The sequence below is a fragment of the Bacillus sp. VA13 genome (genome assembly GCF_055710085.1).
This window is the reverse complement of sequence record NZ_JBVQPP010000004.1, coordinates 400,698-414,908: the sequence shown is the minus strand read 5'-3', so window position 1 is coordinate 414,908 and position 14,211 is coordinate 400,698. Positions and strand designations below refer to the sequence as shown.

The 14,211-nt window shown below is 44.3% G+C and carries 13 protein-coding genes and 1 pseudogene; 9 read left to right on the top strand and 5 right to left on the bottom strand.

All coding sequences use genetic code 11. The annotated features are described in order from the left end of the window. Positions 1-42 precede the first annotated feature (42 nt). Positions 43-900 carry a hypothetical protein gene (locus AC0C66_RS17345; RefSeq protein ID WP_072182589.1) on the bottom strand — a complete coding sequence of 286 codons (858 nt, stop codon included), beginning with the start codon at positions 898-900 and terminating at the stop codon, positions 43-45. 131 nt (positions 901-1,031) lie between these two features. Here AC0C66_RS17345 and AC0C66_RS17340 point away from each other — a divergent pair, with 131 nt between their 5' ends. From AC0C66_RS17340 to AC0C66_RS17325, 4 genes are all read left to right on the top strand, one after another. After that, complete coding sequence (locus AC0C66_RS17340) at positions 1,032-2,216, top strand: DUF4885 domain-containing protein (RefSeq protein ID WP_072182590.1); 1,185 nt, start codon at positions 1,032-1,034, stop codon at positions 2,214-2,216. A gap of 323 nt (positions 2,217-2,539) precedes the next feature. Then, positions 2,540-3,928, top strand: a complete 1,389-nt coding sequence (locus AC0C66_RS17335; protein ID WP_088680180.1) for an amino acid permease — start codon at positions 2,540-2,542, stop codon at positions 3,926-3,928. Between the two features lie 112 nt (positions 3,929-4,040). Next, a complete protein-coding gene (gene csgA / locus AC0C66_RS17330; RefSeq protein ID WP_014112471.1) occupies positions 4,041-4,289 on the top strand; it encodes a sigma-G-dependent sporulation-specific acid-soluble spore protein CsgA in 249 nt (82 codons plus the stop codon). Positions 4,290-4,303: 14 nt separating this feature from the next. Then, a complete protein-coding gene (locus tag AC0C66_RS17325; RefSeq protein WP_041521120.1) occupies positions 4,304-4,495 on the top strand; it encodes a DUF5370 family protein in 192 nt (63 codons plus the stop codon). Positions 4,496-4,518: 23 nt separating this feature from the next. Here the strand turns inward: AC0C66_RS17325 and blaOXA are convergent. After that, positions 4,519-5,213, bottom strand: a pseudogene (blaOXA, locus tag AC0C66_RS17320) (class D beta-lactamase). 279 nt (positions 5,214-5,492) lie between these two features. On the opposite strand from blaOXA, the gene AC0C66_RS17315 reads away from it, so the two are divergent. Beyond that, complete coding sequence (locus AC0C66_RS17315; protein WP_072181565.1) at positions 5,493-6,746, top strand: cytochrome P450; 1,254 nt, start codon at positions 5,493-5,495, stop codon at positions 6,744-6,746. 39 nt (positions 6,747-6,785) lie between these two features. Here the strand turns inward: AC0C66_RS17315 and AC0C66_RS17310 are convergent, their stop codons facing one another. Next, positions 6,786-7,046, bottom strand: coding sequence for a hypothetical protein (locus AC0C66_RS17310; protein WP_014112476.1), 261 nt, complete (start codon positions 7,044-7,046; stop codon positions 6,786-6,788). A gap of 372 nt (positions 7,047-7,418) precedes the next feature. On the opposite strand from AC0C66_RS17310, the gene AC0C66_RS17305 reads away from it, so the two are divergent. Next, on the top strand, positions 7,419-9,047 hold the full coding sequence (locus AC0C66_RS17305) for a Na/Pi cotransporter family protein (protein ID WP_175304905.1): 1,629 nt from the start codon (positions 7,419-7,421) through the stop codon (positions 9,045-9,047). Positions 9,048-9,072: 25 nt separating this feature from the next. On the opposite strand, the gene AC0C66_RS17300 is transcribed toward AC0C66_RS17305, so the two are convergent. Continuing rightward, entirely contained in the window at positions 9,073-9,963 is an 891-nt protein-coding gene (locus tag AC0C66_RS17300) for a glycerophosphodiester phosphodiesterase (protein WP_472973643.1), read from the bottom strand. Positions 9,964-10,061: 98 nt separating this feature from the next. Then, positions 10,062-11,396, bottom strand: a complete 1,335-nt coding sequence (gene glpT, locus AC0C66_RS17295) for a glycerol-3-phosphate transporter (RefSeq protein WP_072181567.1) — start codon at positions 11,394-11,396, stop codon at positions 10,062-10,064. A 294-nt stretch (positions 11,397-11,690) separates the two neighbouring features. On the opposite strand from glpT, the gene AC0C66_RS17290 reads away from it, so the two are divergent. From AC0C66_RS17290 to AC0C66_RS17280, 3 genes are all read left to right on the top strand, one after another. Continuing rightward, positions 11,691-11,939: a YbeF family protein gene (locus AC0C66_RS17290; protein WP_072181599.1), complete on the top strand. Its 249-nt coding sequence runs from the start codon at positions 11,691-11,693 to the stop codon at positions 11,937-11,939. A gap of 91 nt (positions 11,940-12,030) precedes the next feature. After that, positions 12,031-12,948 (top strand): bifunctional helix-turn-helix transcriptional regulator/GNAT family N-acetyltransferase, encoded by a 918-nt coding sequence (locus tag AC0C66_RS17285; RefSeq protein ID WP_014112482.1) that lies wholly within the window; start codon positions 12,031-12,033, stop codon positions 12,946-12,948. After that, positions 12,945-14,198: an MFS transporter gene (locus AC0C66_RS17280; RefSeq protein ID WP_072181568.1), complete on the top strand. Its 1,254-nt coding sequence runs from the start codon at positions 12,945-12,947 to the stop codon at positions 14,196-14,198. The genes AC0C66_RS17285 and AC0C66_RS17280 overlap by 4 nt, the downstream gene beginning before the upstream one ends. The last annotated feature ends 13 nt before the right edge of the window (positions 14,199-14,211 follow it).

Sequence of the window (14,211 nt, the reverse complement as noted above, 5' to 3'; positions counted from 1 at the left end):
AAAAAGAGCCGGCTCATGGAATTTGAACCAGCTCAGTATGAATTAAAACTGCTTTGTGACATCGTATTCATAATCTATTTTTGCTTTTACATTACTCATCGTCGATCTAGCAGTCGCTAATGTATTATATTTAAAACTCCATACCTTAGCGACACTGAGTTGATCTGACAATGATATATCATAAGACCCTGACGTCGAGCTATTCACAAGTGCACGGCGCCATTCGTTATTTTCACTCGTCATGATGAAGTGGCGTGTATTTCCCTGGCTTGGTGTTTGAGTGGCGGTTGTTTGGACTCTAGTTACAATGGCATCGCGCGGTATTCCAGATTGGTTTGTTAAATCAACCTTGATCACACTGGAGTCAGAACCTGAGGGGCTAAGGGTAGTATTTCCTTTATTTTCAGCAACGCCGCTGAATTGGAACGTTCCGCTGCCGGATTTGATTCGGTCTTCAATTGAAAGTGTGAAATACATGTTCCCGGTATAGGTGCCGCGTGACACTTTCACATAGAAGGTATCCGTCGTGTTTTGGGCGTCAGCATTGGCATAAATAAAAGAAGAGAACGTATTAGGATTAATCACTTCTGTGCCTTGTGAAACAGGTGCTCTGTTCTTATCGTAAATTTCAATTTTCATCCCTGTGTACGCGCTCTGGTATGTACTTCTCACGTATACTTTTTCTCCCTTATAAGCTGTAAAAGTGAAATAGGCTTCATCTTGTCCGGCTTCCAGTATCGTTGTATCGATATTCTTATATTTCCAATATCCGATTGGTGCTGCGGTATCAAATGAATTGTTTCCTGTAATAGCAGTGACTCCGGCAGCTGATGCCGAATAAGTAAAGGTGAATAAGACAGCCAGCATAATAACGAATGGAAAGAGCCATTTTTTCATCATGTAAACAACCTCCTTTTATTTCCATCATACATAATAACGTTTTAAGTGTAAATAAATGTTTTTTGAGGTTAATATATACATTGGCGTTGCCGATAAAAAGAGTAAGAGAGAATTGTTCAGGAGGGAACCCAATGCGTCTGAATCGGCAATTTATCCGTACCCAGCTGATGGCACAGAACATATTGAATAGGAATGCGGCTGTTACACGCGAGAATACGTCTGAAAATACAGCAGCGGTGCTGGAAAAGGCATACAGCAGGCTTGAGTCACGATCTTCAAATGAGGGAATCAAACAGTTCAATTATTCTAAAACCAGCGTGGCGGGAAACAGCGGGACTTTCAGCAAAGTGTATCAATCTGCGAATGATCGAACAGTGATAGATACAGGGGAGGAAACAGTGATTCAATCCAAGAACCCCTATGTATCTGAGAGTGATATCAGAATCAAAATACTAGATGAAAAATACAGCAGGATGAATGCGATTAACAAAACGAAGTCTGATCCATTAGGCTATATAAAGGATAAGTACCAAAATGCAAAGTCTCCTTATTACAGAAGTGATCTGTCAGCTGCAGAAAGACAGGCTGCTTACGATAATGAAACAGAATGGCTATTCAAAGGTAAGGCCCAAAACTATAATCTGCAGGATGCCGCATTTCGCAATGTCACGTTTAATGGGGAAGTGGAGGCTGAGAATGCTAAGGTGTATCAGCGAAGCCAGGTTAACCAGCAGCTGCAAGTGCTGTTGAACCGAAACCATATTCACATTCCGCAGGGGACAGAGCTGACGTTTACGATTACGCCGATTGACTATAAGGTACAGGTGAGCGGGACAGGCGATCAGGCACTGATTGAGCAAATTGAGCAAGTGCTGCAATCTGGAGACAACAGCAAAGAGCTATTTTTACATATCATGAAAAGCCTAAGCAGTGATTCAACACAATTTTCCGAAGAGGCATATCAAAAGTATCAAGCTGCTCGTGAGATGTATGAAGTCACAGGCTATCATTTGAAGGATTTAGAAGTGATTGATGGGCGGTACGTAACGCCTGATGGACGTGACTTATTAGACGTATATAAAGAAGAGCTTGAAAAAGATCCTGTGCAAAAACAAACGGCTTCTTATGCTATATCCCACTATCGTTCAGAGCTCAGTAAAATGGCGAAAGCCGGGTATGATGCCATTCCGGATTTTATCCTATCAATTGATTACAGCAATGGATCTCTGAGAGATGTGGGGCAAAGCAAGAGCTATGGCACCGGAGATACCGATTGGCTTAAGACATTAAGGCACCAAACGGGTGTGAGTGATTAGAAAGCTGTTCATTGTGAACAGCTTATTTTTTATGAGAATTTAAGGTAGAAATATGTTATTCATATTTAAATCATTTCATTATATTTATATAAAATATTTTAAGCGAAGTTTTAATTAAAAACTCTGAATAATGTGTTTGCCTGAAAAAAACAATTGTATTTTCTAGAGAAATTTATTATGATGAAATAAGTAATTTTGGAGATTATATAACAATTCTAAGTTTGAATTTTCTGATTGTTATAACTGATTGGTGAGAAAGATGTGGAGGCAAGCAGGCCTGCTGTTTTCTCATTTTCGAGTATTTTGTAAGAGGGGGAAGAGGAATGGCAAATAAAGAATTAAAGAGGGGCCTGGGCGCGCGTCATATTCAGATGATCGCCTTGGGCGGTACGATCGGTGTCGGCTTGTTTATGGGCTCAGCCAGCACCATTTCATGGACTGGCCCGTCTGTCCTTCTGGCTTATGCAATATGCGGAATTTTTATCTTTTTTATTATGCGTGCGATGGGTGAAATGCTGTATGTCGAACCGAGTACGGGTTCTTTTGCGACATTCGGCCATCAATATATTCATCCGCTGGCAGGTTATATGACAGCATGGAGCAACTGGTTCCAGTGGATTATCGTCGGCATGTCAGAAATTATCGCTGTCGGTTCATATATGAAGTATTGGTTCCCGGATTTGCCTGCTTGGATACCTGGTATCGTGGCAATGGTGATTCTTGGTGCGGCGAACTTAATTTCTGTTAAGTCGTTTGGCGAGTTTGAATTTTGGTTTGCGATGATTAAAATCGTGACGATTATCTTGATGATTATTGCGGGATTCGGGATTATTTTCTTCGGGTTTGGCAACGGCGGAGATGCGATCGGCTTGTCGAATCTGTGGTCTCATGGAGGATTCTTTGCAGGCGGTTTCTCTGGATTCTTCTTTGCGCTGTCTCTCGTCATTGCGGCCTATCAAGGGGTTGAGCTGATCGGGATTACAGCCGGTGAAGCGAAGGACCCGCAAAACACGCTAAGAAGTGCGATTCAAAGTATTATCTGGCGTATTTTGATTTTCTACATTGGCGCTATTTTTGTAATCGTGACCGTGTATCCTTGGGATGAGCTCAACTCACTCGGAAGTCCGTTCGTGTCTACGTTCTCGAAAATCGGAATTACGGCAGCGGCCGGCATTATTAACTTTGTCGTCATTACTGCGGCAATGTCCGGCTGTAACAGCGGTATTTTCAGTGCAGGACGCATGCTTTATACACTGGGTGTAAATGGACAAGCACCGAAATTCTTTAAGAAGATTTCACGCAATGGTGTGCCGTTGTATGGGACAATTGCGGTGCTGATCGGTTTGGCTGTCGGTGTTGTGCTGAACTATATCGCGCCTCCGAAGATCTTTGTCTATGTATACAGTGCAAGTGTGCTGCCGGGCATGATTCCTTGGTTTATCATTTTGATCAGCCACATCGGATTCAGAAAAGCGAAGGGCGATGCATTAGATAAACATCCATTCAAAATGCCGTTTGCACCTTTCACAAACTATGTGACGATTGCTTTCTTGCTGATGGTTCTGGTCGGTATGTGGTTTAATGATGATACTCGTATCTCTCTGATTGTAGGCGTGATTTTCTTAGCGCTTGTGGTCATTAGTTATTATGTGTTTGGGATTGGCAAACGTACGCAGGCCAATTTGACCAAAAGCGGCCGAGCGGCTGAATAACCATAGAAAAAGAGACATTCACGGATGTCTCTTTTTTTATTTTTCGTGTATGGATTTTCCCCATTTTAGCAAGCTATAGGATAAAGATAGCAGAAGGAAAGGTGTGCATAAAATGGATGTTACACTCGGTTATTTGCGCGAATCACTTTCAAATCATCTTGAAAATGAAGTCTGCCAGCAGATTTGCAAGAAGATGCTGGCGAAGCGGTATGTGAATGAAGAGGAATTTGTAAAAGACTTAGATGACAATGAAATGTCTTTTTTGAACCATGTATTAGAAAAAGAAATTAAGTATGCGCAGAATGAACAGGATCAAAAACGGGCCAAGGAATTAAACGAGGTGTATGAATTACTGCTTTGAAAGGCGGGGAAGAAATGGGAGCAATTGAACGAAGCGGATATACATTTCAGCCGGAGTTTAGCGTCGTCCGACAAAATGGAGCCATCCATGTGTACCATCACGGAGAGTTTGTGGAAGAAATCGAATTTGAATTTAATGGGGAATATCCCGATCATGATTTGATTGAAGAGCTTGTGAATCATTATTGTTTCGAGCATGACATTTAGAGCCCTGCCTTGGGCTCCTTCATTTATGATGTGATCAGGCCATACTTTTTCAGGATATCCACTGTGATGTTTTTGGCTTTTGTACCGGAATCATCGACATTGGTGACAAAAATATACGAGCCATGCTCTGTTTTGATGAATCCGACAAACCAGCCTAATCCCATATCTGTCAGGCGGGTTCCGGTTTTTCCGTAGAGCGTGTAGTGCTCTCCTTCCTCTTGAATCATCATGCGCTTGACGGTTTTCATCACCGATTTGTCAAATGGAAGCTCCTCTTTTACAAGCTTCTCCAAAAAGGCCTCTTGTTCCAGCGGAGATATTGTCAGCGAGCTTTGCAGCCAAAACTGGTCGATCCCCCCGCTGATATCCTTATTGCCGTATGACAGAGTATGAAGCCATGTTTTCATCCTTTCATCACCGATATCTCTTGCTAATGCTTGATAATACCAGATGGCGGATTCCCGCATGGCCGAGCCTAGCGTATGGTCGCGTTCCATGATTCGAATTCGCGCTTGACCCCGTCCCACCGTTTGACATCGTATTCATCCCGAACAGCTTTTACCTGTAACCCGATTAAGGCGTTCACGACTTTAAAGGTGGACTGCGGAGTTTGTCTTTTGTTTGCCCGTTCTCTGTTGTAGACAAAGGTCTTGTCCTTTTGCACATCGTGAAGAATGAAGGTTCCGTCCGTATCCTTGAATTCGTCATCGACATTCATTTGGCCGACATTCAGATGTTTCTCATGGGCAGACGATGATGCCTGAACGGAAAAGCCGCCGACCCCTGCAATACTCAACACAAGCACAACATATATCCATTTCTTCATTTTGTTCCCCCTTTGTTTTGATCAACTACCTTTTCTCTATTTCTTTTGTTCTTCCTTTGAAAAATAAGAAAAAAGCGCTTAAATTTGGTTTTGTAAACAAATACTGTTACTGGGTTTATATTCGGAAGATAATGTGAAAATAGAGGGTAAAAAGGAAGGCAGGGTAATCATATGAATGAGCAGATTCCACATGACAAAAGTCTTGATAACAGCCTGACGCTGATGCAGGAAGGATATTTGTTTATTAAAAACAGAACAGAGCGCTATCACTCAGACCTGTTTCAGGCCCGTTTATTGGGAAAAACCTTTATTTGCATGACCGGTGCTGAGGCAGCGAAGCTGTTTTATGATACGGAGCGGTTTCAGCGGCAGAATGCTTTGCCGAAGCGGGTGCAGAAAACGCTGTTTGGCGTAAATGCGATTCAGACGATGGATGGCGACGCGCATATCCATCGGAAGCTGCTTTTTCTGTCATTAATGACACCGCCGCATCAAAAGCGTTTGGCTGAGCTGATGACAGAGGAGTGGGAAGCGGCAGTCACGAGATGGGAGAAGGCGGATCAGGTTGTGTTATTTGAGGAAGCAAAAGAAATCCTATGCAGGGTGGCGTGCTATTGGGCTGGCGTTCCGCTGAAGGAAACGGAAGTCAAAGAGAGAGCGGATGACTTCATTGATATGGTCGACGCGTTCGGTGCTGTGGGGCCGCGGCATTGGAAGGGAAGAAGAGCAAGGCCGCGTGCGGAAGAGTGGATTGAAAGAATGATTGAAGATGTTCGTGCCGGCTTGCTGAAAATACCTGCCGGAACAGCACTGCATGAAATGGCGTTTCACACACAAGAAGATGGCAACCAGCTGGATTCCCGGATGGCCGCCATTGAGCTGATTAATGTCCTGCGGCCTATCGTCGCCATTTCTTACTTTCTTGTGTTTTCAGCTTTGGCGCTTCATAAGCATCCGAAGTATAAGGAATGGCTGCGTTCTGGAAGCAGCCGGGAAAGAGAAATGTTTGTGCAGGAGGTTCGCAGATATTATCCGTTCGGCCCGTTTTTAGGGGCGCTTGTTAAAAAGGATTTTGAATGGAATAACTGTGAGTTTAAGAAGGGCACATCGGTACTGCTTGATGTATATGGAACGAATCACGACCCTCGTTTATGGGACAACCCTGATGAATTTCGGCCTGAACGATTTGAGGAGCGGGAGGAAAATCCGTTTGATTTGATTCCTCAAGGTGGCGGTCACGCGGAGAAAGGGCATCGCTGTCCAGGGGAAGGCATTACTATTGAAGTCATGAAAGCAAGCCTGGATTTTCTCGTCAAACAGATTGAATACGACGTTCCGGAACAATCGCTGCATTACAGTCTCGCGAGAATGCCGTCATTGCCTGAAAGCGGTTTTGTGATGAGCGGAATCAGACGGAAAAGTTAAATATAAAAGCTCTCTTCCTTATCGAAGAGAGCTTTTTCATTACTTCTTTTTTTCATCGTAATATTGGACGGGATACATAGAACCTTCGGATACCATTTTGTTGTCCTCAATATCTTGCGGGTGCGGATGTCCTGCTTTATCGACTGGGAACGTTTCCATATCCGGCTGTTTGGTCATTTTCATTTTCATGCTGTGAATGAATTCTCTAGCTTTTTGGCGATTTGACGGGTCTTTTAATAGATAAGAAGTGATGCCGACGGTTGAAACAGCGAGACCTGAAAGTAACAGTTTTTGTTTCATGGTGATACTCCTTTCTATTTTAAGAGTAGTGTTTCCTGTATCATTCCCGTTTTGGGTATGGCTAAACCTTTGCCAATTTTCTTAGGGAAACCGTTCAGCGGCTGTGCCTGCTATTCTTTGGGCAGGTATACTGAAAGCTCTGTGGGAAAGAATAACTGTGATGAGAAAACCTTGCGCTATCACGCAAGGTTTTTTGTAGTCGATTGGTCATGTTCATCGCAAAAATGTTACACCAATGTAAACGTTTAATAGGACCATAAGGCTTATTGTTAAGTTATTGTAAATTAAGCGGATGTTTTATTTACAATCATCTGAACTTGAAACATAATCGAAGAGAGTTTGCTGAATAATGTCTAAACAGAGGTGAACATGTTGGCGATTGACATACAAACATTACTGTTCGAATTTCTCGGGGGTCTCGGTATTTTCCTGATTGGGATTAAGTTCATGGGAGACGGACTTCAGAAATCGGCTGGAGATAGATTAAGAAATATTTTAGACCGTTTTACAAGCAATCCGCTAATGGGCGTATTGGCGGGGATTATTGTGACGGTTTTGATTCAGAGCAGTTCCGGAACCACGGTTATCACCGTTGGGCTTGTCAGTGCGGGCTTTATGACGCTTCGCCAGGCCATTGGCGTCATTATGGGAGCCAATATTGGAACAACGGTTACCGCGTTTATTATCGGAATCGACATAGGGGCCTATGCGTTGCCGATTATTGCTGTCGGCGGATTTTTACTGTTTTTCTTTAAACATAAAAATGTACAAAACGCGGGTCAGATAGTGTTTGGGTTCGGGGCTCTGTTTTATGGGCTGGAGTTAATGAGCGGCGGCATGAAACCGCTCCGTTCACTTGAGGCCTTTCATGATTTAACGGTTAGTATGAGCTCCAATCCGGTTCTAGGTGTTGTCATTGGGACTTTGTTTACGGTTCTCGTGCAAAGCTCCAGCGCCACGATTGGTATCCTGCAAGGTTTATTTTCAGATGGTCTGATTGATATTAACGGTGCGCTGCCGGTGTTATTCGGTGACAATATCGGAACGACGATCACCGCGGTTCTTGCGTCTTTAGGTGCATCTGTTGCAGCGAGACGTGCTGCGGCCACTCATGTGCTGTTTAACCTTATCGGGACAACGATTTTCCTGATTTTGCTTAAACCATTCACAGCATTGATCTTATCGCTTCAGACATCGATTGGGCTTGATCCGAAGATGACGATTGCATTCGCACACGGAATCTTTAATACGACCAATACGATTATACAGCTTCCTTTTGTCGGGATATTGGCTTTGATCGTAACAAAACTGATTCCGGGCAAGGATTCAATGGTCGAATACAAGTCGCATCTTGATCCGATTTTTATCGAGCAATCCCCATCTATTGCTCTTGGACAAGCAAAAGAAGAAGTGCTGCAAATGGGGAATTTTGCGGTGCAGGGGCTGGAAGTTACAAAACAGTTTTTAGTGACAAAACAGCCAAAATACGCGGCAAATGCTTATCAGATAGAGGATGCGGTTAACAATCTTGATCGGAAAATTACCGATTATTTGATCGAGCTTTCTTCAAGTTCTCTTTCAGAGCACGAGTCTGAGGAGCATCATATGCTGATGGATACCGTCAGAGACATTGAAAGAATCGGCGACCACTTCGAAAATGTAATTGAACTGATTGAATATCAGCAGGCGCATCGTGTGGTTATCACTGAATCTGCCATGGCGGATTTAACGGAAATGATGGATTTGACGATTTCTACTGTGAAAGCGTCCATGGAAGCATTGCACCACAATGATGTGAAGATAGCTGAGCAAGTCATTGAAAAAGAAGATGAAATTGACAAAATGGAACGGAAGCTTCGCAAAAAGCATATTATCCGTCTGAATGAGGGGCTGTGCACCGGACAAGCGGGCATCGTCTTTGTCGATATGATCAGCAACCTTGAGCGTATCGGCGATCATGCGGTGAATATTGCAGAAGCTGTTATTGGTGAAAATCGATAAGAAAAAGCTGAGAATCCTAAGATTCTCAGCTTTTTTTGTAGTCTTTTTTAACGTGCTGGAAGACATCGGGGTAGTTTGTAAACACTCCTGTCACTCCCCAGTCAAGCAGGCGGCGCATATCTGCTTCTGTATTGACCGTGTAAGGATGAAGCAGGAGGCCGTGACTGCGGATCATGCGGACGTTTTCTTGATTTAAGGCTTTATAACTCGGTCCCGCACCGACAGCGTATGTTTTGATGTCCTCTAGGCCAGCATCTGTCATGGACGCCATTTGTTTGGCATCCAGTAATTGTACGGTAGGCAGGTTTGGCTGTAATTGATGGACTTTTACCAGGCTTTCTTTGCTGAACGATTGAATGATCACTTGGCCGCGGTTAGCGTGTTTGCCCAGTAATTTATGCTTCTGCAATGAAGCGAGCAGTTTTTCTTCCATACCTGGATAAGTGTCGGGCGATTTTGTTTCAATGTAGTAGTTCGCGTGTTTTCCAAAACGGTCTAATACTTCGTCTAATGTAGGAACTGTAAGACCGGCGTACCGTGGTTTTGCTTTTTCCGGATAGGCTTCATTAAACCATGAACCGGCGTCAAGTTTCTTAATGTCTGCGAGCGTATGGTCTTTCACCCAGCCTGTTCCGTTTGTGGTACGGTCCAGTTTTTCATCGTGCATGACAATCAATATGCCGTCTTTTGTCATTTGCAGATCCAATTCAATATAATCTGCTTTCACTTTCTGAGCGGTTTCGTAAGACAGGATCGTATGTTCAGGCACATATCCGGAAGCCCCTCTATGCGCAACCGTCAGGATACGGTCAGGTGACAGCAGGTTTCCTTTTGACGCTGCCGACACTGGTGTTACCATAAATGAGAGTAAGCCCAGCGACAGAAGAACCAAGGCTAGTATTCTATTTTTTCGCATGATTTCTCCTCCTTATAGATAAACAGTACCTGTCTTTCATATTAAAAAAATGATGTAAACGGCGTGTTAGAAAATGATTAATCTTTTATGTTTCTTTCTTAAACGTGCTCCGCCCGTTTTCCTGTATTCCACGTCAGAGCCAAGAAGACGATAGCAAGAATGCAGGAAGAAATCAGCATGATAAAGCCGCCGTTCCAATCAAACTGGTCAACGACAAAGCCCATAATGGCGTTTGCGAAGGCAGATCCGCCAATGTATCCGAAAAATCCGGTCAAACCGGCTGCGGTTCCTGCCGCTTTTTTCGGCGCGAGATCAATTGCTTGCAGGCCGATCAGCATAACAGGTCCGTAGATTAAGAAGCCAATGCTGATCAGGGCGATGTTGTCTACGAGCGGATGGCCCGCGGGATTCAGCCAATACACCAATACGGCAATGAATACGCCCGCCATAAACAAGACGCCTGCCGGTGCCCGGCGGCTTTTGAAGAATCGGTCACTGATCCAACCGCACAGGATCGTTCCCGGTATGCCGGCGTATTCGTAGAGAAAATACGACCAGCGCGAATCTTCAGGAGAAAAGCCTTTTGCTTCTGTTAAGTAAGTAGGCGCCCAGTCAACCACGCCGTACCGCACGAAATAAACAAATACATTGGCAAACGCGATGTACCAAAGAAATTTATTGTTCAGCACATATTGAAAAAGAATTTCTTTTGTTGTTAATTCTTTTTCCTGATTTTTAAAAGCGTGTTTTGGATAGTCATTCCGATACTCTTCAATTGGCGGGAGTCCGCAGGATTGAGGCGTATCGCGAACCAATAAAACAATCAAAAATGAAATGATAATGGCGATGATGGCAGGGAAGAAAAACACGCTTTTCCAGGTCACGAACATCGCGATGCCAAGAGTAACAAGCGGTGCAAGAATCCCGCCACCTATGTTATGGGCGACATTCCAGATCGACATTTTGGTGCCCCGTTCACTAATGGAAAACCAATGGGCCATCGTCCTTCCGCATGGCGGCCAGCCCATTCCTTGAAACCATCCGTTGATAAACATAAAGATAAACATGATGGTGACGCTCGAAGTCACCCAAGGCATTGAAACAAATAGGATATTAACAATTGCTGATAAAAATAGGCCTGTCGCGAGAAAATACCTCGGATTACAGCGGTCAGACACCATGCCCATGATGAATTTGCTGAAGCCGTATGCAATGGACACAGCGGCCAGCACCAATCCCAGTTCCGTTTTTGAAAACCCTTGTTCCTGCAGATAAGGAATGGCGAAGGCAAAGTTTTTCCGCAGCAGGTAGTAGCCTGCATAGCCAATGAAAATACCAATGAATACTTGCAGCCTGAGCCGTTTGTAAGCCGCATCCATCTTTGAATCGTCCAGTCTCTCAATGTGAGGAGCCGGTTTAAATGTATTAAGCATCAAAATCATCCCCCTTTGCTGTTAGTGCTGGATGTGTGGCGTGCCTCCTTTCTGAAAAACAAAAAGAGCCAGAAAACACCCCTTGTCAAAAAGGGGTTTGATTCCTGGCTCTCCTCATCTCCATCCAAGCTATTAACTTATCATGATAGCGCTTTCTTAAATTATCATAGTCCGGAGTGAATGTAAACGGGTAATTTTCAAATTGGATCTTGAAAAAAGTGAATATTATCCTTTTCATATTGCAGTTATGTTTTTTTACGAGCCGCATAAAAATCTGGAGGGAGGCTGTTGCAGGTGGATGAATTAGATATCGCATTTGGTATTTTGCCTTTAGGGATTATATTGTTATCGGTAGCCGGGACTTGTGTTTGTAAAAACGTGTATCTGATGCCGGTGCTTAGTTTGATCATTTCGCTAGTGTTCACTTTTACCATTTTTAACGAATCATTCTTAGGATGGGCTGTTATCTATAGCTTGGTTTCACTGGCTTTATCCTCTATCACATTGATTGTGATCAGGAAAAGGAAAGCATCAGGAAAATAAAAATGCCCCACTTTCCAACATATCGTTGACTAAGGCAACTATCATTGATTATAATTGGCTTAATCAACGATATAAGAAAGTGGGGATGAGTTTGAAAACCAGTGAATCAACTGTCGGATTAAAATTCAGAAAGTTCAATCGATTTTACACAAATGTCCTTGGCTTCCTTAATGAGCACATTTACGACAGCCCGTTTTCCTTAACAGAAACACGGATTTTATTTGAGATTTATAATACGCCTAATTGTACGGCAAAAGCCCTTCAGGATAAGCTAGGGCTTGATCGGGGATATGTCAGCAGGATTTTGAAGCAGTTTGAAAAAGAAGATTTGATCTATAAACAGAAGAGCAAAGATGACGCTCGCCACCATTATATTTATGTCACGGAAACGGGGAAAACGATTTATAAAAAGCTGGAGGAGAAAGCCAACGAACAAGTAGAACTGATGCTGAAGGAAATTGACCAAAAGGATCAGCACAAGCTTGCGGAGGCGATGGCAGAAATTGAGGCGATCCTTTCACAGTCGCTTTCTTCCAGAACGTCAGACATATCGATTAGAGATTATTTTCTTTCGGATGATCTTCAGCTTCTCATTGAAAAACAGAGACACTTTTATGAGGAGGCTCATGGCTGGGACGACACGTTTTTAGCTTATCTTCATGAGACATTTGATGCTGAAATCGAAAAAATATGGATTGCAGAAAGCGGAGGGAAATTTGCCGGCTCTGTCGGGTTGGTCAAACATGATGAAAAGACAGTGCAGCTCAGATGGTTTCTTGTTGATGCCGCTTTTCGAGGAAGGGGGCTCGGCACTCAATTGCTGGAGCATCTGGTTGCATACTGCCGGGACATGAGATTTGAACGCATTTTTCTTTGGACGGTGAGCACCATGGCTGAGGCCCGTCCGCTCTACGAAAAATTTGGATTCAGGGTAAGTGAAGTGAAAAAAGAAGCGCCATTATGGGGACAGCGTCTGACAGAAGAACGGTGGGATCTGGAGTTGTCATGAAAAGACTGCACTATGCTTGGATCATCGTTTCCATCACCTTTTTGATCTTATTGGCCGTTCAGGGGGTGCGCCTGTCGTTTGGTGCATTTGTGGAGCCATGGGAACGGCAGTTTTCAATGGATAGAGGCACCATCTCGCTGATTTCAACGATAAGCTTTATTGTCTACGGCATATCACAGCCGGTGATTGGGCGGCTTGTGGACAAATGGGGTGCTCGGGCTGTTTTGTCATGGAGTTCGTTACTGACAGGAGTCTGCATTTTCTTAACATGCTTTGTCACCTCGCCTTGGCAGCTGTTTCTGCTTTACGGGCTGGGCGTCTCGCTTGGAGTGGGCGGAGCATCGAATGTGGCAGCAAGTGTGTTGGTTGTCAATTGGTTCAGCAAAAAGAGGGGACTAGCCTTTGGAATCATGGAAGCAGGCTTTGGGGCTGGGCAAATGCTTCTCGTTCCCGGCTCACTCATGCTGATTCATTGGTTTAGCTGGAAGCTGACGGTGGTGGTGTTGGGCTTGCTGTTAATCGTGATTGTCTTTCCAGCTGCACTGCTGATGCTGCGGAACAATCCTTCAGAAAAGAATGCAGAGCCGATCGGCGGGCTGGCTGCTGTGGAAAAAGAAACAGCGCCTAATACAACTGCTCTTTCAGTGACCGGAATGTTTCGGATGAGGCAATTCTGGTTTTTGATTTTGCCGTTTTTGATCTGCGGATTTACGACCGTGGGGCTGATGGATACCCATTTGATTCCCTTTTCTCACGATCACGGCTTTTCAACGACAGTCACAAGTGCCGCTGTCAGTCTGCTTGCCGGCTTTAATATCGCTGGCATCTTACTGTCTGGAATTGTAGCGGACCGGTGGAGCAGCCGGAAAATCCTGTGCTTTTTATATGCGGTACGCGCGCTGTCGATCGTGATTCTGATTTACAGCCACGAGCCCTACTTGCTTTTAGCCTTTGCGATTCTGTTTGGATTAGTGGACTTCGCCACGGTAGCGCCGACTCAAATGCTCGCTACCCAGTACTTTCAAAACTACTCGATCGGCCTCATGATCGGCTGGCTGTCGCTTGCCCATCAAATCGGATCGGCACTCGGCGCGTATGTGCCTGGCGTCATCTATACTGTAACGGGTGAGTATACAATGGCTTTTTATGTGTCGATTGGAATGCTCGTGCTGGCGAGTGTGATGAATGTGTTGCTGAGGGAGCCCGCAGCGGCCACGCGTGACAGTGTGGCTGTGATAGAGAAGGGATGAGGGCAGAGATTGA

Excerpts from the sequence above, each read along its gene's own strand:
- AC0C66_RS17345 (WP_072182589.1), bottom strand. The coding sequence starts at position 900 with ATGATGAAAAAATGGCTCTTTCCATTCGTTATTATGCTGGCTGTCTTA.
- AC0C66_RS17340 (WP_072182590.1), top strand. The coding sequence starts at position 1,032 with ATGCGTCTGAATCGGCAATTTATCCGTACCCAGCTGATGGCACAGAAC.
- AC0C66_RS17335 (WP_088680180.1), top strand. The coding sequence starts at position 2,540 with ATGGCAAATAAAGAATTAAAGAGGGGCCTGGGCGCGCGTCATATTCAG.
- csgA (WP_014112471.1), top strand. The coding sequence starts at position 4,041 with ATGGATGTTACACTCGGTTATTTGCGCGAATCACTTTCAAATCATCTT.
- AC0C66_RS17325 (WP_041521120.1), top strand. The coding sequence starts at position 4,304 with ATGGGAGCAATTGAACGAAGCGGATATACATTTCAGCCGGAGTTTAGC.
- AC0C66_RS17315 (WP_072181565.1), top strand. The coding sequence starts at position 5,493 with ATGAATGAGCAGATTCCACATGACAAAAGTCTTGATAACAGCCTGACG.
- AC0C66_RS17310 (WP_014112476.1), bottom strand. The coding sequence starts at position 7,046 with ATGAAACAAAAACTGTTACTTTCAGGTCTCGCTGTTTCAACCGTCGGC.
- AC0C66_RS17300 (WP_472973643.1), bottom strand. The coding sequence starts at position 9,963 with ATGCGAAAAAATAGAATACTAGCCTTGGTTCTTCTGTCGCTGGGCTTA.
- glpT (WP_072181567.1), bottom strand. The coding sequence starts at position 11,396 with ATGCTTAATACATTTAAACCGGCTCCTCACATTGAGAGACTGGACGAT.
- AC0C66_RS17280 (WP_072181568.1), top strand. The coding sequence starts at position 12,945 with ATGAAAAGACTGCACTATGCTTGGATCATCGTTTCCATCACCTTTTTG.